This is a genomic window from Acinetobacter sp. WCHA55 (assembly GCF_002165305.2).
Taxonomy (GTDB): Bacteria; Pseudomonadota; Gammaproteobacteria; order Pseudomonadales; family Moraxellaceae; genus Acinetobacter.
Map to the genome: position 1 here is coordinate 60539 of NZ_CP032286.1, position 24424 is coordinate 84962.

21 protein-coding genes are annotated in these 24424 nt (G+C 44.5%); 10 read left to right on the forward strand and 11 right to left on the reverse strand.

The features are described 5' to 3' along the window. Positions 1-12: 12 nt before the first annotated feature. The 3 genes from CDG62_RS03080 to CDG62_RS03090 all read left to right on the forward strand — a co-directional run bounded on the left by CDG62_RS03080 (position 13) and on the right by CDG62_RS03090 (position 4443). Positions 13-1311, forward strand: a complete 1299-nt coding sequence (locus CDG62_RS03080) for a hypothetical protein (protein ID WP_087526605.1) — start codon at positions 13-15, stop codon at positions 1309-1311. Between the two features lie 130 nt (positions 1312-1441). After that, entirely contained in the window at positions 1442-3544 is a 2103-nt protein-coding gene (locus CDG62_RS03085; protein ID WP_087526606.1) for a TonB-dependent siderophore receptor, read from the forward strand. A 161-nt stretch (positions 3545-3705) separates the two neighbouring features. Next, on the forward strand, positions 3706-4443 hold the full coding sequence (locus tag CDG62_RS03090) for a sulfite exporter TauE/SafE family protein (protein ID WP_087526607.1): 738 nt from the start codon (positions 3706-3708) through the stop codon (positions 4441-4443). Here CDG62_RS03090 and CDG62_RS03095 read toward each other — a convergent pair. The 4 genes from CDG62_RS03095 to CDG62_RS03110 form a co-directional block, all read right to left on the reverse strand. Continuing rightward, entirely contained in the window at positions 4440-5345 is a 906-nt protein-coding gene (locus CDG62_RS03095; protein WP_087526608.1) for a LysR family transcriptional regulator, read from the reverse strand. The two genes, CDG62_RS03090 and CDG62_RS03095, sit on opposite strands and share 4 nt — an antisense overlap. 161 nt (positions 5346-5506) lie before the next feature. Beyond that, complete coding sequence (locus CDG62_RS03100; RefSeq protein ID WP_087526609.1) at positions 5507-6808, reverse strand: solute carrier family 23 protein; 1302 nt, start codon at positions 6806-6808, stop codon at positions 5507-5509. Between the two features lie 301 nt (positions 6809-7109). Beyond that, a complete protein-coding gene (gene ppc, locus CDG62_RS03105) occupies positions 7110-9794 on the reverse strand; it encodes a phosphoenolpyruvate carboxylase (protein ID WP_087526610.1) in 2685 nt (894 codons plus the stop codon). 195 nt (positions 9795-9989) lie between these two features. Continuing rightward, positions 9990-10622: a TetR/AcrR family transcriptional regulator gene (locus CDG62_RS03110; RefSeq protein WP_087526611.1), complete on the reverse strand. Its 633-nt coding sequence runs from the start codon at positions 10620-10622 to the stop codon at positions 9990-9992. A 150-nt stretch (positions 10623-10772) separates the two neighbouring features. Between CDG62_RS03110 and CDG62_RS03115 the strand changes: the two genes are divergently transcribed. The 4 genes from CDG62_RS03115 to dnaJ all read left to right on the forward strand — a co-directional run bounded on the left by CDG62_RS03115 (position 10773) and on the right by dnaJ (position 16744). Further along, positions 10773-11873 carry an efflux RND transporter periplasmic adaptor subunit gene (locus tag CDG62_RS03115; RefSeq protein WP_087526612.1) on the forward strand — a complete coding sequence of 367 codons (1101 nt, stop codon included), beginning with the start codon at positions 10773-10775 and terminating at the stop codon, positions 11871-11873. A gap of 2 nt (positions 11874-11875) precedes the next feature. Beyond that, a complete protein-coding gene (locus tag CDG62_RS03120; protein WP_087526613.1) occupies positions 11876-15013 on the forward strand; it encodes an efflux RND transporter permease subunit in 3138 nt (1045 codons plus the stop codon). Between the two features lie 130 nt (positions 15014-15143). Continuing rightward, positions 15144-15521, forward strand: a complete 378-nt coding sequence (locus CDG62_RS03125) for a hypothetical protein (RefSeq protein WP_087526614.1) — start codon at positions 15144-15146, stop codon at positions 15519-15521. A gap of 104 nt (positions 15522-15625) precedes the next feature. Beyond that, a complete protein-coding gene (dnaJ, locus tag CDG62_RS03130) occupies positions 15626-16744 on the forward strand; it encodes a molecular chaperone DnaJ (RefSeq protein WP_087526615.1) in 1119 nt (372 codons plus the stop codon). A gap of 64 nt (positions 16745-16808) precedes the next feature. Here the strand turns inward: dnaJ and CDG62_RS03135 are convergent, their stop codons facing one another. Further along, complete coding sequence (locus CDG62_RS03135) at positions 16809-17048, reverse strand: hypothetical protein (protein ID WP_087526616.1); 240 nt, start codon at positions 17046-17048, stop codon at positions 16809-16811. Positions 17049-17245: 197 nt separating this feature from the next. On the opposite strand from CDG62_RS03135, the gene dapB reads away from it, so the two are divergent. Both dapB and CDG62_RS03145 read left to right on the forward strand, forming a co-directional pair. Beyond that, positions 17246-18067 (forward strand): 4-hydroxy-tetrahydrodipicolinate reductase, encoded by an 822-nt coding sequence (gene dapB, locus CDG62_RS03140; RefSeq protein WP_087526617.1) that lies wholly within the window; start codon positions 17246-17248, stop codon positions 18065-18067. Between the two features lie 59 nt (positions 18068-18126). Next, positions 18127-18774: an START domain-containing protein gene (locus CDG62_RS03145; protein ID WP_087526618.1), complete on the forward strand. Its 648-nt coding sequence runs from the start codon at positions 18127-18129 to the stop codon at positions 18772-18774. Positions 18775-18823: 49 nt separating this feature from the next. Here the strand turns inward: CDG62_RS03145 and CDG62_RS03150 are convergent, their stop codons facing one another. Then, on the reverse strand, positions 18824-19225 hold the full coding sequence (locus tag CDG62_RS03150) for a hypothetical protein (protein WP_087526619.1): 402 nt from the start codon (positions 19223-19225) through the stop codon (positions 18824-18826). Between the two features lie 99 nt (positions 19226-19324). Here CDG62_RS03150 and CDG62_RS03155 point away from each other — a divergent pair, with 99 nt between their 5' ends. After that, positions 19325-20776: a PLP-dependent aminotransferase family protein gene (locus tag CDG62_RS03155; RefSeq protein WP_087526620.1), complete on the forward strand. Its 1452-nt coding sequence runs from the start codon at positions 19325-19327 to the stop codon at positions 20774-20776. 29 nt (positions 20777-20805) lie between these two features. Here the strand turns inward: CDG62_RS03155 and ahr are convergent, their stop codons facing one another. The 5 genes from ahr to mutY form a co-directional block, all read right to left on the reverse strand. Next, on the reverse strand, positions 20806-21828 hold the full coding sequence (ahr, locus tag CDG62_RS03160; protein WP_087526621.1) for an NADPH-dependent aldehyde reductase Ahr: 1023 nt from the start codon (positions 21826-21828) through the stop codon (positions 20806-20808). A 36-nt stretch (positions 21829-21864) separates the two neighbouring features. Next, the gene (locus CDG62_RS03165) at positions 21865-22419 is read right to left on the reverse strand and encodes a DNA-3-methyladenine glycosylase I (protein WP_087526622.1); all 555 of its coding nucleotides are present in this window, start codon (positions 22417-22419) and stop codon (positions 21865-21867) included. 19 nt (positions 22420-22438) lie between these two features. Next, positions 22439-22684 carry a hypothetical protein gene (locus tag CDG62_RS03170; protein ID WP_004691836.1) on the reverse strand — a complete coding sequence of 82 codons (246 nt, stop codon included), beginning with the start codon at positions 22682-22684 and terminating at the stop codon, positions 22439-22441. A gap of 15 nt (positions 22685-22699) precedes the next feature. Next, on the reverse strand, positions 22700-23242 hold the full coding sequence (locus CDG62_RS03175) for a M23 family metallopeptidase (RefSeq protein ID WP_171405727.1): 543 nt from the start codon (positions 23240-23242) through the stop codon (positions 22700-22702). 84 nt (positions 23243-23326) lie between these two features. Beyond that, positions 23327-24361, reverse strand: a complete 1035-nt coding sequence (gene mutY, locus CDG62_RS03180; RefSeq protein WP_087526731.1) for an A/G-specific adenine glycosylase — start codon at positions 24359-24361, stop codon at positions 23327-23329. Positions 24362-24424: the final 63 nt, after the last annotated feature.

Here is a 24424-nt window from a genome sequence, read left to right on the forward strand (position 1 = left end):
GAGGCTTTGCTCATGTCACTGTTGCGTCGATGGTTCGATCCGATTCGATCGCGTTGGTTTTACCAAAAACCGATTCGTCAAACGGTCGTATCTACAGAACAAGGCTTGAGTATTCATTTACGCCTCGACGATGTATATAGCTATTTAGCGGTTCAGCAGTTACCACAAATTGAAGAAATTTTAGCGGACGAACTGAAACCATTGAAGGTGGTGATTTCCAGTCGGGCTGCTGAACCTCCGAACCAAATGTCGGCTTTGGAGTGGCAAACTTATTGTTTAAATGATGCCAAAATTCTGTCGCGTCAGCACCGTTTTAGCTTTCATGAAACGCCAGAACAACCTAGTTCAGAGGCGCTGAGCCAAGCGGAAACTATCTTGCGACATACCCCGCTGCGAGGACAGGATTTTTTGTATTTGTTGGAAGATGTGTTTCACATGCTGTGGCAAAAACAAGAGGGTAAGCTGCGCACCTTATATGCGATGGCCAGCCGTCACCATCAAGAGCAACATTTTCCAGAACGTATTTTTAATGATGATGCGGTACTGGCCAGTTACTTCCAGCTCGGTGACCGTCAGTATCATGCCGTCGATGATCTGCTGCGTTTAACGCGCCGTTTAAAACAACAAAAATTATTTACCGATAACCCCATTTTCTTGATCAATCATATTGATTGGCGTGAGCATTTGATTAGTGATGCTGAAGAGTTAAATGAAATTCAGGCGCTCGATCCAGAGTTAGATTTATATGTTGCGCTGGAAGATCCAATTTCATGGTTGTTATTGGCTTATATTAAAGAAGAACTGGCCGACTATTATAATATTCAGCTCAATGTCTACCCGCTCAGCTATCATGGTCGAGACGGATTTGATTGGAGTTTGGCAACGCGTTTATCCAAACGTGCAGAAATCAAATTCACACCGTTTTGCCGCCCGACGCAAGCGGGCACTTTGGCGATGGCGCAGTTATTTTATAGCGTGCCTGAAGAGCAGCGCATTGATGCTATGTATCGGATATTGAAAGCCGTTTGGACCCAAGGCAAAGATGTATCCTTTAAGTCGCATTTTGATCAACTGATGCAAGAATTGGAAATCACAGCATTGATCACCGAAGATGTAGAAGCCAAGCTTCAAGAAAATGACATGCTCTGTGAAATGAAGTCCCAGCCTGATTTTCCCGTGATTGAACTGCGCGTGGATGGGCAATGTTATGTCTTTAATAGTTTGTATCGTGTCTGGATGATTGAAAGTATTTTCAGTAATGTGCTCGAAGACCAGTATAAAACCGATCCTGTGGATGAAAGCGAAGGCTGAGTCATTAAAGTGCTTATTAATAATGTTAATGATGTTTAACAATTAAATTCATTGTTAAATTTTATTAATAAATAGGCTTACAAATGAAAATGATTATAATTGGCATTCTTTCTGTCTGTTGATCGATGTTATGCGTTTTCATATTTCTTCTTTGAGCTTATCCATTTTGGCCGTGATGACTACAGCAGCGTTTGCTCAGGGCGAGACACAGGAAACAGCATCATCCCAAGTTTTACCGACTTTGCAATTTGAAGCCCAAGACGCAGATGAAAAAGCGGCATATGCAGCCAAAACGGCCTCAGCCGTGCTACGTTCTGATGCACCGCTGTTTGAAACAGCACAATCAATCAGCGTGATTAGTGAAAAACAACTCGAACAGAAACAAGCAAAAACACTGTCTGAAGCTTTGCAGGGCGTAGCGGGAGTCACTGCAGGACAGTATGGTCGCCGTGGTTGGGATGACTTTATTATTCGTGGGCAGGTTTCCAGTGCACAGACCTATGTCGATGGCTTGCGTATTCAAACTTCTGATAATGCCCTACGTTCAGAAGACATCAGTAGTTTACAGTCAATTGAGGTGGTGAAAGGGCCGACATCGACTGGTTTTGGCTTTGCCTTACCGGGCGGCTTAGTTAACTTAACCACCAAACGTCCTGAATCTGAAACTTTTTCTCGGGGTAGTGTGAGCTATGGCAGTAATGCTTTTGTAGATGGCACATTTGATATCAACTATGCACCAAATGACAGCGAAAAAGGGGCGTTTCGTGTGGTGGGTCATGCCTCTGATCAGGACGATCCAACAGATTATGTTTATTATAAAAATTATTATATTGCGCCCTCTTATAATTTTGATTTAGGCGAAAAAGACGAACTGTCTGTGATTGCCAGCTATCAGCATCGGGATTTTATTCGCCAGCAAGGGGTTCCCTATAGCAATGGCGCTTATAAAAATTATTCACCGAGTTTGTTTTTTGGCGCGCCGAATTTAAGCAATACGGTTGATGTTTTGCGCTTAGGTTCGAACTATGCACATTATTTTGATAATGGCTGGACCTTTAAGCAAAATTTTGCAGTCACTACAACCGATGCAGATAATAATCCTGTATTGGCGGGGAGTAATAATACATTACCGACCATCAAACGGACGGTGGAAAGACAGATTAAAGACGATGTGAATTTTGCACTAGATCATAATCTGTCGCGTCATTTCGATTGGGGCAAAACACAATATGATTTGATGATCGGTTTGGACATGATGCATGAGCGTAGTGATTATGAACGCCGTCGCAATAGTTTGTCATCTTTTAATGCCAATAATCCTGTTTACACTGCGATTCCAAAAGCAACAACAACAATTGCTCATCAAATTACCGATACCCAATATATGGGTGTATATCTACGTAATAATTTTAAAATTGATGATCATTGGATCGTGGGCTTATCAGGTCGTCATGACTGGACTCAAGTAGAGGTCGATGATCTTTTCAATGATACGAAATCAAAAAATTCAGATAATGCCTTTACGGGTAATGCATCTTTGATGTATCAGATTAATGATATGTTTGCCCCTTACGTGAGTTATGCAACCTCTTTCTTTCCTGTGAGTGATGCTGGTGCAGATGGTACGCTGCTGGACCCAGAAGAAGGGGAACAATATGAAGTTGGTGTGAAGTTCCAAGGGCTGAATCAAAGACTGCAAGGTTATGTAGCTTATTATGATTTAACCCGTCAAAACGTAACCGAGACGGATACAACAGGTGATTATTCTGTACAAATTGGCGAGCAAAAGACCAAGGGTTATGAAACAGAGTTATCCGCAGCTTTGACGGATCAATGGAACCTGACCGCAACCTATAGTTATATTCCTACAGCCAAAATTACTGAAAGTGAAACCAGCAGTGATATTGGCAAGCGAATTAACCATGTGCCTAAAAATGCGGCCTCTTTATCAACTCAATATTTCTTTGGTGGTGATCAACTGGGCTGGAATATTGGTGCCAGTGCGAATTATCAAGGCGAGCGTACAGCGCAACGCGGGACTTCTTATGTGCCACTATCGAGTTATACACTCTACGATGTCAGTGCAGGTTATGAAGCGAAAAATTGGGGCGCAAAATTCAGCGTAAAAAACCTGTTTGATAAAGAGTATTTAGTCGGAACCACGCCAAATGCGCAATTGGTGAATTGGGGCGATCCACGTACTTTCCGCTTCAGCCTAAATTTCAAATACTAAGTGGAATCACACAGCCCTATATTTGGATTCAATAACAGTTAAGTCCAGAGCATGCTTTCCAGTAAGCCTCAATCTTTAATTGAGGCTTACTTCTAAAAACAGTGATATGAGCCCAGATTTAAATTTTATAGCATGGCGCTAAGTGTTTAGAGAGAAGTGTCATGCTTGCTTTTGTTATTTTTGTTTTTGCTGTCGCAGGTATGATTAAGGGCACCATTGGCCTAGGCTTGCCCGCCGTGTCGATGGGACTTTTATCTTTGGTGATTAGTCCGTTTCAAGCGGCAACTTTGCTGATTATCCCTTCCATGGTCACGAACTTTTGGCAATTGTTTGCAGAAGGGCGTGTACTGCGACTGGTACAACGCTTTTGGCCGTTGCTTGTGGGCATGATCCTTGGTTCAGTTTGGAGTATTTTTCCTACACTTGGACATGGCGAATTTCAAAGTGAAGCGCTGTTGGGCGGGATGCTGGCCATTTATGGTCTATATGGTTTGTTTGCCAAAAACATGCCCAACTTAGCCCCGTATGAAAAATATTTATCACCGATCATGGGCTATTTGGGCGGTGCTTTGACGGTGGCTACAGGAGTGGTGGTGATTCCCGTGGTGCCGTATTTGCAGTCTTTGCATTTAAAGCGGGATGATTTGGTACAATCGCTTGGCCTTGCATTTACCGTTTCAACTTTGTGTCTGGCCATGTATTTACATCTAAATCCTGTTGAAGACACCCCAATTGACTATCAACTGTCGTTGATCGCACTGCTTCCTGCATTGCTTGGAATGTGGTTGGGCACTAAAATTCGCTACCGCATCCCTGAGCAAGCCTTTCGTAAGGTGTTCTTTGTGGGCCTAGTGCTATTTGGCAGTTATATGGTTTTACATCAATTGGGCTGGCTTTAATGCAGCATGAGTTGATCATGTTGGCTCAAGAGGAATTGACTAAAGCGTTGGTAATCTGCAGGGAGTTGATCAAAACACCGTGCTGCCAACAGCAACTTGCGGTTGGCCCATTTGCCTAAGAGTTCAATCTGCTGAAAGTCATACTGCGCTTTTAAACGCAGGGCTGCCCGTTTTGGAATAATTGCAATGCCTACGCCATTGGCAACGACTTGGGCGATCGCGGCAAAGTTCGGGACCCGTAGACGATAGTGGATGTCACAGCCTAAGCGTTTGGCTTGCGCTTCTATGGACTGTTGTAAGGAGTGATATTGCATAAGGCCCACAAAAGGATGTTGCAGTAATTCACCCAGTTCCAGTTGAGCCGCAGTGGCAAGTGAATGCTGGCTCGGGCAGATCAATACCAAAGGGTCTTCGGCAAACTCTTGAGTTTCAAGCTGTCCCACATCAAAAAAACCGGAGATCAGCCCCAACTGTGCAGTGCCTGTACTGAGGGCCTGAATGATGTCATTGGTTTCAGCTTCTTTTAAGTCAATATGGAGCTTCGGATTTTCCATTAAATACTGTGGCAATAGATGCGGTAAGTACTCACTCTGCGCCGACGAGTTGCACCACAATATAATGTTGCTCGTTGCACTGTGGGCAAAGGGCAACATGGCCTGTTGTAATTGCTGCTGTTGTTGCAGTAAGTGCTGCACATGTTCCGCAAAGGTTTGTCCAGCAAGGGTCGCTTTCACCCCGGTTGCATGGCGGGTAAATAAACTGACTTCAAAATGCTGTTCTAATTTTTTAATCCGTTCACTGGCGGCCTGTAACGAAATGGCGGAACGTTCTGCACCTTTGGTCAAACTGCCTGTACTCAGGATATTGATAAACAATTGCAGATCAAAAAAATCAAGGCGCATGGCAGGGTCAAAGCGGAAAATGTTGCTTTATCTTAGTCCTTTTTGTGTTTTGAGACATCCTTTTAGCGTAGTGGTGTGTGTAATCAGAGTCAGAGTATTCGACCAAAAAAAAGCAGCCCGAAGGCTGCGATCAAAAATGAACACTCAAAAGATAAAGCAGGTTAATCTTTTTGCCCTAGGCTGAAGAACCAGTTCAAGAACAATGCTGCAAAGGTTGCAGTACCAATACCACCTAGGTTAAAGCTACCAATTTGTAAGGCAAAATCACCTGTACCTAAAATGATGGTGACTGCAGCGACCATCAGGTTCTTGTTCTGTGAAAAATCAACTTTGTTCTCAATCCAGATTTTTGCACCTGCGATGGTAATCAAACCAAACACCACAATTGACGCACCGGTTAAAATGGCGGTCGGAATGGTATGGATGATGGCACCAAACTTCGGCGACAGGCCCAAGAAAATGGCAAAGACACCTGCAATGGCAAAAATGATGGTCGAATACACTCGTGTGACCGCCATGACCCCAATGTTTTCACCATAGGTGGTCATGCCTGGAGCGCCGACACCGCCTGCTAATGTCGTTGCTACACCATCCGCAACAAATGCTTTACCAATGTGCGGATCAAGGTTTTCACCGGTCATCGCACTTACAGCTTTAATGTGACCAAGGTTTTCTGCCACCAAAATTAACGCAATCGGTGCAATGATCATCATGGCATTGGCATTAAATTCAGGCGCATGGAAAGTTGGTAAACCAAACCAAGCGGCTTGTTGAATGGGTGCAAAATTAATGGCTGTGCCATAGCCCATGACATTGGTCACGATGAAATAGACCAAGTAAGACAGTAACAAACCAATTAATAATAATAGGCGTTGCAATAAGCCACGGGTAAAGACTGCAATCGAGCCCATACATAATACAGTAACCAGTGCCATCCACATATTAAAGGCATTGCCCGCAACGCCTTTGACCGTCACTGGTGCAAGGTTTAGACCAATGATCATGACTACAGCACCTGTCACTACAGGTGGCATCAGTTTTTCAATCCACTTGGTACCTGTTGCCATAACCATAAAGCCAAACAATGTATAGAGCACGCCGCAGGCAATAATACCCCCGCCCGCCATGGCTAAATTTGTATTGAGTGCTCCTGTGCCAGAGGCGGTATAGCCCGTTGCTGCAATCACGACCCCAATAAAGGCAAAACTTGAACCTAAATAACTTGGAACACGTCCACCCGTCATAATAAAGAACAAGATGGTACAAATCCCTGACATTAAAATGGCAAGGTTGGGATCGAAGCCCATCAAGAAAGGTGCAAGAACCGTTGCTCCAAACATGGCAAAGGCATGCTGCACACCTAAAATTGCACTTTGTGAAGCAGGGAGATATTCACTTGTGCCAACAGGGCGTGCATCGATAGTGCCTTCGTACGGGCGCCATTTGGGAAACCAATTGGACATTTTTTGAGCACTCTAAAGATAAATTGTGCACATCATACTCTTGTTTTTTAGAAGATTTAATCAGTGATACAAAAAATTGTTCAAACTAATCTTATGACTTTTCAGGTCTTTTTACCGCATGGTAAAACTTTCTTTCTTTAAAAATAATGATAAATCAAGGTTTAATTGGTAAGTTTAGCCAATCGCTCATTCATAAATATTTATGATTAGATTGATAAAAAAAATTATAAAAGGTTTGACCATGCGGTCAATAAAAAAGCACATCATGCTGATGTGCTTTAAATGGAGGGGGCTTAAAGTTTTACCCTGTGTTACGAAGACCCGCTGCAATGCCTGCGATACTGACCATAAGCGCATGATCTACAGGTGTATTTGTTTCCTGACGCTCTTCTAGGTAGCGGCGGCGACGTTTCATTAACTCTGCTTGGAGTAAATGCAGGGGCAATAAATACGGTTTGCGCACTCTCATCGACTGATCTAAAACTTCGTTACTGCTGAGGAGCTTAGACTCACCTTTAAGCGCTAAGAGGGTTTGTACCGCATATTTTAAGCGTTGGCGCAGATGTTCACCGAGTACTTTCAAGTCCTCATCATCGGTCAGGTGCGACTCATAATACAGCGCCACATGAGCATCAGATTTCGAGAGCACCATTTCCAACATATCAATCAGGGTTTGGAAATACGGCCAAGCCACCAGCATTTCATCTAAGGTGGCTTTATGTCCTTGATCAATTACTTGATTAATTGCAGCGCCTGTACCCAGCCAAGCGGGTAGCATCAAACGAATCTGGGTCCATGCAAATACCCAAGGAATAGCACGTAAGGATTCAATGCCGCCAGTGACTTTACGTTTTGCTGGACGTGAGCCAAGCGGTAACATTTGCAGTTCAAGCTCTGGCGTGACGGTGCGTAAGTACTTGACGAAGTGCGGGTTTTCTCGCACGGTCTGACGATATACCTGTACTGACAAATCGGTCATACTGTGCATCAACTCGCGCCACTCAGGTTTTGGGACGGGCGGCGGCAGTAAAGTGGCTTCTAAAGTGGCAGCGGTATAAATCTCTAGGTTTTGCAGCGCAATGCCTTCTAGGCCAAACTTGAAGCGAATCATTTCACCTTGTTCAGTGACTCGAATTGCACCTGAAATCGAGCCAGGTGGCTGTGAAAACAGGGCTTGTTGCGTTGGCGCACCGCCACGGCTGATGGAACCGCCACGACCATGAAATAGTGTGAGTTGTATGCCATGCGTTTTCGCAATTGCGGTTAATTCTTCTTGCGCACGGTACTGTGCCCAATTGGCTGACATAAAGCCTGCATCTTTTGCCGAGTCCGAATAGCCAATCATGACTTCATGTTTGCCCTGAATATGCTGTTTATACCAATGCATATTGAATAGGGTATTCATGGTGGCTGCAGCACCATCTAAGTCTTTCAATGTTTCAAACAATGGCACCACACGTAATGGGTGTTGGATGCCTGCTTCTTTTTGCAAAAGCAGTACTGCCAACACATCACTTGGATATTCAGCCATCGAAATGATGTAGGCACCTAAACTTTCTTGAGGCTGCGCCGCTAAAGTACGCATGGTAGCAAATACTTCTTGTACCTCAGGTTGTTCAATTAAGCTTTGTGCAGGCTCATTTAAATGCTTCGGCAACAGTGGACGTTTGCTTTGTAGCTCTTGCAATAAGAAGTTTTGACGTGCTTGTTCGGTCCATGTTTCAAAATTACCCAGACCCAAATATTCAGTAATGGCTGAAATCGCTTGGCGATGACGTCCTGACTCTTGGCGAATGTCCAGTTTTAGTAGTTCAATGCCGAAACAGTTCACCCGATGGATAAAGTCCAGCAATTTGCCATTTGCAATTTCAGGCAGGTTGCTGGCAATCAAAGAGCGATAACACAGCAGTAAAGGCTGCAGCAGTTCATTTTTGGCTTTAATCACCAAGCTGTCATCGGTATCGGCACCGCGCAGTTTTTCTGCGAGCCAATAGCGCGTAGCTTTTAAACGTTCGCGGGTATCGCGTAAATATTCACGGTACGGTTCAGGATGGTCTTGACCTAAGGCTTGGCGCAGTTCATTGCTACAACTTTGAATTGACAGTTCCCATCGCAAATCTTCAATGTCACGTAAGTAAAGATCAGCCGCTTTCCAGCGTGATAGCCACAGGACTTCTTGAGTAATGTTGTGTGTCACATTCGGGTTGCCGTCACGGTCACCACCCATCCATGAAGCGAAACGTACAGGTGCCACATGTAAAGGCAGACGTTGGCCACAGTGTTCAATCACCATGTCGTCTAGTTCACGCATGAACTTCGGGACAGCATTCCATAAGGTTTGCTCAATGGTGGTGAAGCCCCATTTTGCTTCATCGACAGGGGTTGGACGGTGTTGACGAATTTCATCGGTCTGCCACGCTGAACAGATCAGTTGTTTTAAGTCTTCAAGGACTGTTTGGCGCTCACGAGGGGTCAGTTTTTGCTGATCCATTTTAAATAAGGCATCGTTAATACCATCATATTTTTGGATCAGGGTGCGACGGCTGACTTCAGTGGGGTGAGCGGTAAGAACCAGTTCAATATTTAAATCACAGATTTGCTGGAACAGCGTATCAGTTGAAATGTCATTATTTTTAAATTTAGTAAAGAGGTGGTCGAGCGGATTTGGAGAAGGTGCGGTCTCATCAAACTCACTTTGACGACGGCTACGGACCACATGGTATTGCTCCGCAATATTGGCAAAGTTCAAAAAGTGGGTAAAGGCACGCGTCAGCGGCAGAATTTCATCATCTTCAAGGGTTAAAAACAGTTGTTCGAGCTGTTTTTCAGCTTCAACTTGTCCATCCCGTGCCCCTTTGGATAAGGCCCGAATTTGCTCGACCTGATTAAACAAATCTTGTCCTGCATGCTCCTTGAGGGTTTCACCCAATAGGTTACCGAGTAATCGGACATCTTCACGTAGTGGAGCATCAATTTGTTGAATCATGATTATTATTCCCTCGTTGTTCTAAATCTGACTATACCCCGATTCGATGACAATCCAAGTAGGGACAGACAAAAGTAGGGGCTTAATTGCTGAATTTTGAAACAAATAAACGGCTGATATCGACATGGTTTTTAACATGAAGACGAGGGTTTATAGCAAGTGATTGAATTAATTATTACAAATAAATCCAGTCAGCTACGATCCCATATGCTGGATGGGGTATTTTAATAAAAAAATCGCAATGGCTTCTTGGATCAGTTGCTCGCGTTGTTCAGCATTTGGCACCTCATTCATTCCCAGTAACATTTCTTGGTGACGATATCCAAACAGCAAAGACATTAATAAGGTGATGACCTCGTTGACTTGCTCAAACCGAAGAACCCCTAAAGCTTGAGCTTGCTCAAAGAACTGTTCCCAAATCGCCCGCATTTTGAGATGAGAGGCTTTATAGAAGTTCTCTAGCAATGGGTTTTGTTCAGCGGCCAGTTGTAATAACAGGTGCTCCAGCTTGATGGCCTCAGGTAGGTTAATAATATGCATTGATAGTGCGCAGATCTGTTCAAGCATAGGCACAAAGTCTTCGGCACGTTGTAATTTAAATGAACGACCTAGCATGAGCTTTTCACAGGTTTCCTCAATTGCACAACTGAACAGATTGGCTTTGTCCTGAAAATGGTTATACACCGTGAGTTTGGTGACGTGCGCTTCCTTGGCAATATGGTCCATGCTAGAGCCGTGGTAGCCATGTTGTAAAAACAACTGACGTGCCACCTCCAAAATACGTTGCCGTTTTTCTAAATCCTTGGGACGTCCTGCTGAAGCTTGCACACATTTTCCTAAAAAAAAGTTCAAAAAGTCATTTACATCTGAGCATATCTTTAATTAGTGTGCTATGCAGTATATTAATTAAAAAATAACCAAGTTAAGCCTGGATATTGTGCCTGATTAATTGGTGGTTATGGAAGAAGAGCAGACTTCATGAGCAAAATTCAGACCCTTGTGGCAAGTATGATGGTGGTGTGTAGTATCACCTTGTGGGGATGTAGCAAAGACACGACCGAACCAGAGTCGGTGCCTTTGGTGATGGTGAGCCAACCGAATACCACGCATCTAGAACAAAAAAGCTATGCAGGCGAAGTGCAAGCCCGCCAACAAACGGCGCTGTCCTTTCGCGTGGGGGGACAAGTCACGGAGCGTCTGGTCGATGTGGGTGACCAAGTCAAAGTTGGGCAAGTTTTAGCGCGTTTAGATGTGCAAGATGCTCAGTTACAACTCAATGCAGCCAAAGCACAGCTAGAAAGTGCCCAAGCGGCTGAAAAAAATGCACAGGATGAACTCAAACGTTTTAAACAATTATTACCGAGTAATGCTGTGAGTCGTTCACAGTATGACAGCGTTGAAAATCAATACAAAGCCGCACTGTCGAGCTTAAAACAAGCTCAAGCCAATTATAACGTTACGCAAAACCAAACCAGTTATAACCAACTGATCGCCAATAAAAACGGTGTGATTACCGAGCGTAATATTGAAATTGGGCAGGTGATTTCAGCAGGACAACCAGCTTTTCAACTGGCCATTTCAGGCGATCGTGAAGTGGTGATTGGTGTGCCTGAACAAGCCATTGCTCAGATTAAAGTTGGACAGGATGCAATCGTAACCTTGTGGTCTAAACCCGATGAGCGTTTTGCTGCCTACGTCCGCGAAATTTCGCCTGCCGCAGATCAGTCACGAACTTTTAGTGTCAAAGTGGCTTTGCGTGAAGGGCAAAATACGATCCAACTGGGACAGAGTGCACGAGTGTTTTTCAGCTCAACTGAAAGCAATGTGCTGAGTGTGCCGTTAGCCAGTGTTTCAGCGAGCGGGAAAAATGCCTATGTCTGGGTGGTAAACAGCGATAACAGTATTCGTAAGGTGCCTGTGGTTGTTGGCGAGTATGGTCGCGATACGGTCACTATTCGCTCAGGGTTACAGCCAAAAGACTATGTGGTGGTGGGCGGAGTCCATTTACTACGTGAAAAACAGAAAATTAAACCGATTAGCCGTGATAACAAAGCGGTCCAGATTGCGGCAGGGAGTTAAGCATGAACTACAACCTGTCCGAATGGGCACTTAAAAATAAAGGTTTGATCCTCTATTTTATGTTGTTACTCGGGATCATTGGGGTGGTGTCTTATTCCAAACTTGCTCAAAGTGAAGACCCGCCTTTTACCTTTAAAGTCATGGTAGTGCAGACATACTGGCCTGGTGCAACTGCGCGTGAGGTATCGGAACAAGTCACAGATCGTATTGAAAAAGAACTGATGACCACGGGTAAATACGAACGTATTATGGCGTATTCACGACCTGGCGAGTCCATGGTCACTTTTGTGGCACGTGATGCCATGCGCTCGAGTGAAATACCTGATGTTTGGTATGATGTTCGTAAAAAAGTCAATGATATTAAGCATGAACTCCCAGACGGTGTTCAGGGTCCTTTCTTTAACGATGAGTTTGGTGACACTTTCGGTAATATCTATGTATTGACTGGTAAAGACTTTGACTATGCGGTGATGAAAGAATATGCCGACCGCTTACAGTTACAACTACAACGTGTCAAAGATGTGGCTAAGGTGAACCTTGTTGGTTTACAAGACCAAAAAATTTGGATTGAAATTTCCAACACCAAAGCTGCGCAGTTAGGTATTCCCGTCACAGCTATTCAACAAGCGTTGCAACAGCAAAATACCATGGCCAGTGCAGGTTTCTTTGAAACGAAGTCTGACCGCATTCAACTTAGAGTCACAGGGCAGATTAAAAGCGTTGCAGAACTGCAACGTATGCCACTCTTGGTCAATGGAAAAACCATCCAGCTTAGTGACGTTGCTGATGTCTATCGAGGCTTTAGTGAGCCAGCTCAACCCCGTATGCGTTTTATGGGCGAAAATGGTATCGGGATTGCGGTCTCGATGCGTAAAGGTGGCGACATCTTGGCTTTGGGTAAAAACCTAGAGACTGAGTTTTCTAATCTGCAAAAAACTTTGCCTTTGGGGATGGAGCTGAAAAAAGTTTCAGATCAGCCAGTTGCGGTGAAGCGCAGTGTCAACGAATTTATGAAAGTGCTTGCAGAAGCGGTCATTATTGTCCTGCTAGTGAGTTTCTTTTCACTGGGTTTCCGTACTGGGCTGGTGGTGGCATTCTCCATTCCACTGGTCTTAGCGATGACCTTTGCAGGCATGAATATTTTTGATGTTGGCTTGCATAAAATTTCGTTGGGGGCTTTGATTTTAGCACTGGGACTGTTGGTTGATGATGCCATTATTGCAGTCGAAATGATGGCCATTAAAATGGAGCAGGGCTATAGTCGGCTACAAGCCGCGGGGCATGCGTGGCGAACCACGGCCTTCCCAATGCTGACGGGAACATTGATTACCGCTGCGGGCTTTTTGCCAATTGCAACAGCAGCCTCAAGTACAGGTGAATACACGCGTTCTATTTTCCAAGTGGTGACCATTGCTTTAATTGTGTCGTGGTTTGCGGCTGTATTGTTTGTACCTTATTTGGGCGACAAATTATTGCCTGATTTCAATAAGGATCTCATCCAAAAAGCACCGTGGTATAGCCGGTTGTGGGCACGATTGCGCAAGCAGCCTGAGCCACAGTCAACGGTGCATCATCCTGGTGAGCAGCATGATCCCTATCAAACCAAGTTCTATCAAGGTTTTCGTCGTTGGGTCAATCTGTGTGTGACTTATCGAAAAACGGTCATTGCGACAACGGTTGGTATCTTTGTGCTCTCGGTGCTCATGTTTAAATTGGTACCACAACAATTCTTCCCGCCTTCGAATCGCGCAGAAATTTTGGTCGATTTAAAACTCGAGGAAGGTGCATCTTTAACCGCAACTGAAAATGCAGTGAAAAAGGTCGAACAGTTCCTATCGAAGCAAAAGGGGATTGATAACTATGTGGCTTATGTGGGCACAGGTTCACCGCGCTTTTATTTACCGCTCGATCAGCAACTGCCACAGGCAAGTTTTGCACAGTTTGTGGTTTTGGCCTCTTCATTGGATGATCGAAATGAAATTCGCAAGTCTTTAGATACACAAATCCGTCAGTTACTGCCAGATGTTCGTACTCGCGTTTCTCTGCTTGAAAATGGGCCACCTGTTGGTTATCCAATCCAGTATCGGGTATCAGGTGAAGATTTGACACAGGTTCGCGCCTGGGCGGACAAAGTAGCTGCGCTTATTGGCACAAACCCGAACACAACGAATGTACACCTTGACTGGGGTGAGCCAAGTAAGGTGATTAGCTTAGAGATTGATCAAGACCGTGCCCGCCAAATGGGGGTGTCTAGTTTAGATTTAGCCAATTTCTTGAACAGTTCTATTTCGGGTGCCACGATTAACCAATACCGTGAAAAGCGAGAACTGATTGAGATCCGCTTACGCGGAGACCAAGCGGAACGGGCTGAAGTAGAGTCCCTTTCCAGTCTGGCTATTCCAACCTCAAGTGGTGGCACAGTGCCACTCGCGCAAATTGCGAAAATTAATTATGGTTTTGAAGATGGATTAATCTGGCACCGTAACCGCTTACCGACCATTACGGTGCGTGCAGATATTCGAACCAAATTACAGCCTGCCACTGTAGTGGATGAAATGGCTGAACAGATGGATCAGCTGCGTGCAGAATTGCCAAATGGTTATTTGGTTGAAGTGGGTGGTACCGTGGAAGAGTCTGCACGTGGTGGTAAATCGGTTGCAGCGGGCATGCCTTTGTTCTTGGCCGTGGTCATGACCTTGCTGATGATTCAACTGCGCAGTATGTCGCGTGCGACAATTGTACTGCTTACCGCACCTTTAGGCTTAATTGGTGTGGTGTTGTTCCTGCTGTTGTTCAATAAGCCTTTTGGCTTTGTTGCAATGTTGGGTACCATTGCCTTGTCGGGCATGATCATGCGTAATTCGCTGATCTTGATTGATCAGATTGAGCAAGACATTCAAGCAGGGCATGAATCATGGGATGCGATCATCGATGCGACGGTGCGACGTTGTCGTCCAATTGTGCTGACGGCATTGGCAGCAGTTTTGGCGATGATCCCATTGTCTAGAAGTATTTTCTTTGGACCGATGGCCGTTGCGATCATGGGCGGACTGATTGTGGCGACGCTCTTAACCCTGTTCTTTTTACCGGCCTTGTACGCGCAGTGGTTTAAAGTAAAAAAAATTAGCCATAAGCTGTAAATTTATGCCAATATCAGGTGCGAAACGTTGAAAATTTCAATATAGTAGCACCTGAAATTTATGGCATTTTTATAAAGCAGTTTTTGCTACACATTAAAAAATAAACGATGTGGCAAATGAGGTTAAACGCATGATGCAAGACAATGTAACCAAGTATCGCCGTTCTATCGCGATTTCTTATGTCTTCATGTTTTTGGCTTTGTTTACTGTGATTAGTGGCGCATTTTCCTATTGGTATGCCCGAAAAGTCACGCAAATTGATCATGCTGAAGTGTGGTTACAAGCGCAAGCACTTTGGGTGATGCGCAATATCGTGATTTATAGTATTTTGGCGTTATTTGCAGCATTGTGGTTTATTCCTCTTATTTTCTTCACTTGGGACAGTGCATTGTGGGTGACTGGATGCACGGTTGCAGGTGTGATTTTTAGCTGTATCGCATTTCTCTTTCTTCTAAATGCGTGGTTTAAAGGCCTATCTAAATTTTTGAAAAATAAAGCAGTTTTCTAATTCTACTGATTTTTTTTCAAACATCCCCTTGTAAAACTTGGTTTGAACCCAATTTCAGACCACAGTTGAGTATTAAATAAATTCCGTGAGGAGCATCGCCAGACATGGCTAAACGTGATTATTATGAGGTTTTAGGTGTTGCTAAAACCGCTAGTGATGATGAAATTAAAAAAGCCTACCGTAAGTTGGCGATGAAATATCATCCGGACCGCAACCCTGACAATACTGAAGCTGAAGAGAAATTTAAAGAAGCGGCTGAAGCTTATGAAGTTTTATCGGATAGCGAAAAGCGCAGCATGTATGACCGTATGGGGCATCAAGCCTTTGAAGGTGGTATGGGCGGCGGAGGCGGCTTCGGTGGTGGTTTCAGCGCAGAAGACATTTTCAGTCAATTCGGTGACATTTTCGGTGGTGCATTTGGCGGCGGCGGTGGTCGTGGTCAACAGCGTGCGCGTCGTGGTTCAGACTTGCGTTATGTGATGGAACTGACGTTGGAAGAAGCGGTAAAAGGGGTGAAGAAAACCATCACGTTTACAGCACCAGCGCCATGTGAAACCTGTGATGGAAAGGGCTCTAAAAACCCGAACGATGTTGAAACCTGTAAAACTTGTCATGGTGCAGGTCAGGTTCGCATGCAGCAAGGTTTCTTCTCTGTACAGCAGACCTGTAGCACCTGTCGCGGTCAGGGTAAAATCATTAAGAACCCATGTAATACCTGTCATGGTTCAGGTGTTAAAGACCGTCAACAAACCTTAGAAGTGACGATTCCTGCGGGCGTCGACAACGGTGACCGCGTTCGTTTAACGGGTAAAGGCGAAGCGATTCGTGATGGTCAGTCAGGCGACTTGTATGTAGAAGTGGTGGTGCGTGAGCACGAAATCTTCCAACGTGATGGTGCAGACCTGTATATGGATGTCCCTGTGAGCATTGCCGATGCTGCTTTGGGTAAAGAAATTGAAATCCCAACACTTGAAGGTCGTGTGAGTTTGAAGATTCCTGAGGGCACACAAACGGGTAAAATGTTCCGTTTACGTGGCAAAGGAGTTAAACCTGTACGTACCAGTATGCAAGGTGACTTACTCTGCCGTATCGTGATTGAAACACCAGTCAACTTAACAGCACGTCAACGTGAGTTGTTAAAAGAGTTGCAAGAAACCTTGGATGGTGATGATCACAAATCATCACCGAAGAAAAAATCTTTCTTTGACCGTCTGTTTGACTGATAAAACGTCATATCTGTTAAATAAGATTGAAAAAAGCGGGAAGATTTTCCCGCTTTTTTTTATGTTATTGCACTTCTGCTGGCAGCTCAGGTTGATCGATCTCTTCGACTGACACCATTTCTTCTGCCATAGGTGCAGTGGCTGGTACTTGTTGCTCGACCTGCGCTTTGGGATGTGTACTGGTGGTGATCTTTACCTGTGACAAACTTTCTAAGGTGTCGCCTGCTTGAACAGCGGGTTCAGCCTGAACCTGTGCCCAACTCCCCCCAAACGCCATCGCTAGAAAAAGTACCTTTGCTTTCATTCTATTTTCCTCATTTTAAAGTAGTTTTTAAACGCGAACCTAGTCTGCGTAAGATTGATTGCAAATTTGTGAAAAGCTAGAGAAAGCATGCCTGAAAATAAAGCGATTTTTTCGATGAAAATGGCCAACAAACCTTAGTCTGGGCAATCAGTTTTGCTATAGTAAGAGCAATTTTGAAGCTAGATTAGGAATATGTTATGTCAGCAGCTCCACGCATTGGTGTTTTAGGTGCCGGCGGTCGTATGGGTCGCATCCTTATTCAAGCGGTACATGAAGCAGGCTATCAACTGACTGCAGCAGTGGAACGCCCTGAAAGCTCTTTGGTTGGTGCGGATGCCGGTGAGCTTGCAGGCATTGGTAGCCTAGGCGTGAAGGTGGTGGGCAGTCTTGAAGCGATCGTGAGAGATTGTGATGTGGTGATTGATTTCACTGCACCGGTAGCGACTGTTCAGCATTTAAAAATTTGTCGTGAAGCTGGAGTTGCCATTGTCATTGGGACTACGGGCATGAATGACGAACAAAAAGCCTATTTGGATGACTCTGCGACTCAAACACCTGTGGTCTATGCAGCCAACTATTCTGTGGGGGTCAACGTTTCGATTAAACTGTTGGAATTAGCTTCGAAAGTCTTTGGCGACACCGTGGATATTGAAGTGATTGAAGCGCATCACCGTCATAAAGTCGATGCACCATCAGGTACAGCGTTGATGATGGGTGAGGCAATTGCAGGTGCTTTAGGGCGTGACTTGAAAACCGATGCGGTGTATTGCCGTGAAGGTCATACAGGACCACGTGAGCGTCAAAGTATTGGTTTCCAAACCATTCGTGGTGGCGATATTGTCGGTGAACATACGGCTATGTTTATTGCCGATGGTGAGCGTGTTGAAATTACTCATAAAGCAACCAACCGTATGAATTTTGCTTCGGGTGCGGTACGTGCTGCGGCTTGGGTGGTAGGACGTGAAGCACGTAAATATGACATGAAAGATGTACTGGGTTTTAACGACATTCAAGTTTAAGAACCTGTTTCATTCGCCATAAAAACAAGATAAAAAACGAAAATAAGACGAAGAATAGAATGAAAAAAGTCATGTATATGGCTTGTGTTGTTGCCGTGATGACGACAGCACAAGCCAAACCTATGGATCAAGCCAAACTCAGTATTCATAAGAATAATATTAAAGTTTGGACCTATCAAAATGCGCAGAACCCAGTCTTTTTATATAAGGCAGAAACCACGTTTGATGTGCCGATTGAAAAAGCAGTGTCACTGATCTTAGATGTTGACCATGCAGTGAAATGGGTGCCATATATGGGCAGTGTGAAAGTTTTGTCGCGTGATGATAAAAAAGGCGAGTTTCAACTGTATATGGTGCTGGATTTCCCTTTTCCTTTAAAAGACCGTGACTTGGTGGTGCAGGGGAAAATGACCAAGGACAGTCAGGGCATCATTAGCATTAAAAATAAAGCGATTGATAAAAACATCTTTAAAAATCCAGATTATGTGCGCCTAAATCATTATGAGGGCGATTGGGTCTTTCAGAAACTGGGACCAAATAAAGTCAAGGTTTCGACCTCGGGTTATGCCAACCCTGAGGGATCGATACCACTGAAGTTTGTGAATATGTTTGTCCAACAACAACCCTATCAAATGCTGCAAAAAATGAAAAATCAATTGCTGGAACAAGAGGGGACACCTGCCCACTTACCAGCAGTCCTACGTTAATTTCAAATACGAAGAAGCCTACATGCGGGCTTCTTTTATGTTTTAAAATTTAAGGCTGTTGATAAGCATTCAGCAGCTCTAAGGTTGAAGCCTTAGGTAAGTCTAACTGGATTAAACTGAGCATGGCATGTCCTTCACCAGTGAGTGAAATCTTGAAGTTTTCAGCACTGCTTTGGTCACATTGAAACTGTAGATTTTTCTGGCGAGGCAAGTTCATCTGCATTTGACGTTCATTGTTTAACCGATATTGATAAGTTCGTTGGGGCGAGGTTTCAGTCAAGCTCGGCGCTAAACTTAAAAACTGATAATCAGTTAAATTTTGAGTTTTGAGAAACCCTTCAATCAGTGCTTTACAAATAAAATGCTGCTGCTGTACCTGCTGTGAAACATGTGGTGGTTGGCAAGCCGATAAGCTCAATAAGCAAAACAGAGATATGATTATTTTTTTCATAAAAGTGCCTATTTATGGTTGTGAACGAATGACAGGAGCATAATTCTGTTGGCATAATGGATACAGATACATAAAATTTAAAAAAATAGGTACAGATGAATGACATTTCAGTATCAAAGCTTGGCTACACAGTTGCTTGAAAAAATTCAAAATGCTGAATTACCCGCAGGGCAAAAACTGTTGTCGCTACGCCAGTTTGCCAATTTACAAAAGGTCAGCTTGAATACCGCCAAGAGCTGTTATGAGCTACTCGAGTCGCAGGGCCATATTCATGTGAAAAATAAGTCGGGCTATTTTGTCAGTTATCAAAAAAATATCAGCCCATCTATTCCTGTACCACAACATCCTGATTTTCAGTCCCAAGCGCGTGATATTTCCAATTTAGAGCTACAGCTGGAAATTCAACAGTCTTCCATTAATAGCCGCCTTATCCATTTGGGAGCGATTCAGCTTTCTCCAAAACATGTGCCTGTAGAAGCGCTCCGTCGCTCCATTCAACGCGCTTTAAAACACAGCCAACCTGAAGATTTTTTATATAGTGATAAGCAAGGCCATATTCGTTTGCGACAGGCTTTGTCTGAGCATTGGGCTGAAGATGGCTTTTATATTTCACAGGATGATATTTACATCAGCAATGGCTGTATGCCTGCGCTGTCGGTAATGATCCAACACCTCAGTAAGGAAGGCGACAGTGTAATTGTACCGACCCCAAATTTTAATGGTCAGTTGCAAATGCTGGCAGGGTTAAAGCGAAAAATTCTTGAAATTCCAGCCGATACCCAAGGTTTTGATCTTGAGCGTTTAGAGCAGGTCATGCAGAGTTCAGGCGCAAAAGCGTGTTTACTCACGGCCAATTATCAAAATCCCTTGGGGTTTTGCTTAAGCAATGCAGAAAAAGAAAAAATTGCACAACTGGCGGCGCGCTATCAATGCTATGTGATTGAAGATGATATTTATGGTGAATGTAGTTTCAGCTCGAGTCGTCCGCTGCCGATTAAGTATTGGGATCAGCAGGGCTATGTGATTTTCTGTGGTTCGGTTTCCAAGTCCCTTTCAACTGCGTATCGCGTAGGCTGGTTCTGTATTCCGCAGCGTTTAGCACATTTGAAGACTACGTTACTGATGCAAAATATTACAGTGAATACACCCTTGCAGTTGGCACTGGCCGATCTCATTTATAGTCGTGCCTATCGCGAACATTTACAGCAGTTAAAGCCGATTTTGAAACAGCAAGTTGAGCAATACCGACATATGATTCAGCATGCCTTTAACGGAGTTGAGTTACGTATTAATCAACCCTTAGGTGGTTATGCGCTGTGGTTACAGTTGCCCGAATGTATTGATGGTTTAGACATGTACTATTTTGCTCAGCAGCATGGCATCAATATTGTGCCAGGCGAAGTCTTTGGTGAAGGGCAGCGTTATAAAAACTGTATCCGTCTCAATGCAGGTCATGAACTTTCAACAGATATTCGTGCGGCAGTCACCTTGTTGGCCGATTGGGTGAAAGCGCAACTCAGCAGTTCGACATTGGTCAAACAAGCGGTATAAAAAAGCGCCTCTTTTGAGGCGCTTATGGATTAAAAATCGGCTTTTAGGACGATACGATAACGAGCTTTTCCGGAATGTAACCGTTCCAGTGCTTCATTCAACTGTGACATAGGATACAGTTCAATTTGCGGCGCAATATTTTTACGTGCAGCGAACTTGAGGAGTTGGCGTAATGCCGCCGGAGATCCTGTCGGTGAACCTGTGATCGATTTGGCTCCACCAATTAGACTACCCGCGGAAATTTGCATCGGTTCTAAGGGCAGTCCCAACATATGTACCGTACCATTCGGAGCAAGTGTTGCTAAATATGCTTGCCAATTGAGCGTGACATTCACCGTACTGAGCAACAGATCGAATTTGCCTCTTTGTGCTTTAAGTGCATCCACATCTCGGCTATTTACGACATGGTCTGCCCCCATAGCCTTGAGTTCTTCCGTTTTGTCGAGGTTCGAGGTGAACGCTGTAATTTCACAGCCCCATCCCCGAAGTAACTTAATGGCCATATGGCCTAAACCACCGATGCCAATCACGCCAACATGGTGAATGGCTTGAATTTGGTGCTTTAAAATTGGATCAAAAACAGTAATCCCGCCGCATAGCAAAGGCCCAGCCGACTCAGGATCCAGATCTTCTGGTAAAGGAATGATCCACTGCCAACCTGCACGAACTTTGTCGGCAAAGCCACCTGCATGACCGACGATGGTTGCTGTTGACCCACCTGTACAGAGCACTTGTTGACCCGATACACAGGGGTCACAGTGTTGGCAGCTTTCCGCTGTCCAACCGATACCTACACGTTGCCCCAGTTTTAAGCCTTTGGCCTCTGAACCTAAGCGAATGATGGTACCAATAATTTCATGGCCTGCAACCACAGGGTAGACCGATGAATTCCAGTCATTATTGATGACCGAAACATCAGAATGACACAGTCCGCAATATTCCACCTGCACTTCGACCTGATGTGGTTGCAGTTCACCTGCATCGAATTGATAGGGTTGTAACGCTGCGCCTGCTTGCAAGGCTGCATAGGCACGAATGGTGTTATCCGTCATATTCTATATCCTTATTTTCCTGTTTTTGATGTACTTTTATTTAAAATGACAGCTATTTTCATGGTCATTGACCATACCAACCGCTTGCATAAAGGCATAGCAGGTAGTGGGTCCGACAAATTTAAAGCCCTGTTTTTTTAGGGTTTTAGACATGCTTTGGCTTTGAGGTGTCTGTGCAGGTGCTGTACGGTAGTCAGGGACATCATTGTTGATTGCGTGTTGCTCGACAAAGTTCCAGAGCCACTCAACGGGGTTAATGCCTTGTTTTTTCAGGGCTTGCCATGCAATCGCATTGTCACGAATGGCGGTCAGCTTCCCGATATGGCGAATTAAGCCGATATCTTGGACTTTTTCGGCTAAGTCTGTATCACTTAAAGCCGCAATCTGTTCAATGGAATATTGAAAAAACTGGCGATGATAATGTTCACGCTTTTTCAAAACGGTAATCCATGACAGCCCAGCTTGTTGACCTTCGAGGCAGAGCATTGCAAATAACTGCTTTTCATCATGTAGCGGTTTACCCCACTCATGATCATGGTAGTCGATGTAAAGTGGGTCTGAGGAGCACCATCCGCAGCGTTGAGTGGTCATGAACATGCTCCTGATCTTTTTATAGGGTGAAAGGTGCCCATTGGTCGTGTTGATTGTCCCAATAAAACAATTGGGCGTGTTCGAGGTCGGAAAAATTAATCCAGACATCTTTTCCTGTTTTTTCAGCAAATCCAGTGCTGATTAAAAGTGCATCTTCAGTAATTTCCATGATCCAACCTTGGTGGTTTTGTCCAGCCAAGATGATTTTTTGTTGATTGCCTGATTCAGCAAATTCGACCAGACGGTTGATCAACGCTTCTGACATGAAAAATTCCTAAAGTTAACGTAAATAAGGATAGGGATTTACTGCACCACGGCCTTTACCTTGTAAATAAAGTCCATAATGCAAATGTGGGGCTGTATGCCGCGCATTGCCTGTATTGCCGACATAGCCAATCAGGTCGCCTTTTTTGACATAGTCACCGACACTTAAGCCACGTTTATGATCATCAAGATGAGCATAGTAATGCCAAGTGCCTGCTGGCCCCATAATCCAAACCACTTTACCACCCAAATTGTTATTGCGTAAGTCTGCGACGAGCCCTTCTGTGGTAGAAAAAACTTTTGTTCCACGTGGAGCAAGAATGTCGATGCCTTCATGTGTTCGTCCGCTACTGCGGGATGCACCCCAAGTATCTGTGAGTCCATGACGTTTAATGCCTTGAACAGGTACAGGCAACTGCTTAGCTAAACGCAAGTTTTTCAGCTGTTGAACTTGTGAGGCAGGTAACTGGCTTCCACTCGGCGCAGGCGGCGTGGTACGGCAAGCTGCGAGTAACAGAATCACAAAACTTAAACTGACAAGCGCAGAAAGGCGAGGCAAACAATAACGCACGAACAATCCTTTATTATTTCAGTGATCTAATTTTAAAGTGCTAGGGTGAACCCAATCGATTACCCAACTATGTCACAGTTGAATTGCTGAGATCAATTTTTTCATCGCAGTTGGGATGCCCATTTCTGTGACGTTTTGTATGTCTATCCATGTGCTGGCCAATTCTATACTTAAATGTTCGAGTTGGTCGGCATCGACCTCAAAGCAAAGCGCTTCCAGTTGCCAAGTGAAATGGGTGAAACTATGCGAAATGTCAGCGCGTTGCGAGACTTGTTTCAGTCCTAGACTTTGGCACAGTTGCATGAGTTCATCACGATTTTCAAAAATAGGTAAACACCATAAACCACCCCACAGTCCACTATTGGGACGCTGTTGCCACAGCCACTGATTGTGATGACGCAGTACCAAAACTTGGGCAGACTTCACAGGCACAGCTTTCTTCGGTTTTTTAAAAGGCAATTCAGTTTCTAGCCCTTGCGCATGAGCCTTACAGTGTTGCTGCATTGGGCAATATAAACACAGCGGTTTTTTAGGGGTACAGACGGTTGCCCCCAAATCCATGATGGCTTGGGTATAGTCATGGTTGCGTTCAGTTGGACAGAGTTCAGTGGCCAATTGCCACATGCTGCGTTCATGCACAGGTTTGCTCAGATCATCCTCAATGGCAAAAAAGCGTGCGAGCACGCGTTTCACGTTGCCATCCATAATGACGCCGTACTGACGTAAACCCAAAGACATCAGCGCACCTGCGGTAGATGGACCAATGCCTGGCAGTTCAATCCAGTCCTCTAAAGTTTGAGGAAAGTGCCCCTGACGTGCCACGACTCCTGCAGCTTTATGTAGATTACGTGCTCGGGCATAGTAGCCTAATCCTGCCCAGTAGGGTGCGACCTCATCCCATGATGCTGTCCCTAAAGCTGCAACGGTTGGGAAGCGTTCGATAAAACGCTCGAAGTATTGCAGTACGGTTTTGACTTGGGTCTGTTGCAGCATAATTTCCGACACCCAGACTTTGTAGGGATCATCGACTACTTGCCATGGCAGGTCATGTCGACCATGAACATCGAACCAAGTCAGTAATGCATCTGAAAAAGAGAAAGGGGACATCTGAGGCACAAGCAAAAAATTCGACTTAGTATAACTGAATGTCTTTTCTGAGCCCGAGTTTTT

Excerpts from the sequence above, each read along its gene's own strand:
- CDG62_RS03080 (WP_087526605.1), top strand. The coding sequence starts at position 13 with ATGTCACTGTTGCGTCGATGGTTCGATCCGATTCGATCGCGTTGGTTT.
- CDG62_RS03085 (WP_087526606.1), top strand. The coding sequence starts at position 1,442 with ATGCGTTTTCATATTTCTTCTTTGAGCTTATCCATTTTGGCCGTGATG.
- CDG62_RS03090 (WP_087526607.1), top strand. The coding sequence starts at position 3,706 with ATGCTTGCTTTTGTTATTTTTGTTTTTGCTGTCGCAGGTATGATTAAG.
- CDG62_RS03095 (WP_087526608.1), bottom strand. The coding sequence starts at position 5,345 with ATGCGCCTTGATTTTTTTGATCTGCAATTGTTTATCAATATCCTGAGT.
- CDG62_RS03100 (WP_087526609.1), bottom strand. The coding sequence starts at position 6,808 with ATGTCCAATTGGTTTCCCAAATGGCGCCCGTACGAAGGCACTATCGAT.
- ppc (WP_087526610.1), bottom strand. The coding sequence starts at position 9,794 with ATGATTCAACAAATTGATGCTCCACTACGTGAAGATGTCCGATTACTC.
- CDG62_RS03115 (WP_087526612.1), top strand. The coding sequence starts at position 10,773 with ATGAGCAAAATTCAGACCCTTGTGGCAAGTATGATGGTGGTGTGTAGT.
- CDG62_RS03120 (WP_087526613.1), top strand. The coding sequence starts at position 11,876 with ATGAACTACAACCTGTCCGAATGGGCACTTAAAAATAAAGGTTTGATC.
- CDG62_RS03125 (WP_087526614.1), top strand. The coding sequence starts at position 15,144 with ATGATGCAAGACAATGTAACCAAGTATCGCCGTTCTATCGCGATTTCT.
- dnaJ (WP_087526615.1), top strand. The coding sequence starts at position 15,626 with ATGGCTAAACGTGATTATTATGAGGTTTTAGGTGTTGCTAAAACCGCT.
- CDG62_RS03135 (WP_087526616.1), bottom strand. The coding sequence starts at position 17,048 with ATGAAAGCAAAGGTACTTTTTCTAGCGATGGCGTTTGGGGGGAGTTGG.
- dapB (WP_087526617.1), top strand. The coding sequence starts at position 17,246 with ATGTCAGCAGCTCCACGCATTGGTGTTTTAGGTGCCGGCGGTCGTATG.
- CDG62_RS03145 (WP_087526618.1), top strand. The coding sequence starts at position 18,127 with ATGAAAAAAGTCATGTATATGGCTTGTGTTGTTGCCGTGATGACGACA.
- CDG62_RS03150 (WP_087526619.1), bottom strand. The coding sequence starts at position 19,225 with ATGAAAAAAATAATCATATCTCTGTTTTGCTTATTGAGCTTATCGGCT.
- CDG62_RS03155 (WP_087526620.1), top strand. The coding sequence starts at position 19,325 with ATGACATTTCAGTATCAAAGCTTGGCTACACAGTTGCTTGAAAAAATT.
- ahr (WP_087526621.1), bottom strand. The coding sequence starts at position 21,828 with ATGACGGATAACACCATTCGTGCCTATGCAGCCTTGCAAGCAGGCGCA.
- CDG62_RS03165 (WP_087526622.1), bottom strand. The coding sequence starts at position 22,419 with ATGACCACTCAACGCTGCGGATGGTGCTCCTCAGACCCACTTTACATC.
- CDG62_RS03170 (WP_004691836.1), bottom strand. The coding sequence starts at position 22,684 with ATGTCAGAAGCGTTGATCAACCGTCTGGTCGAATTTGCTGAATCAGGC.
- mutY (WP_087526731.1), bottom strand. The coding sequence starts at position 24,361 with ATGTCCCCTTTCTCTTTTTCAGATGCATTACTGACTTGGTTCGATGTT.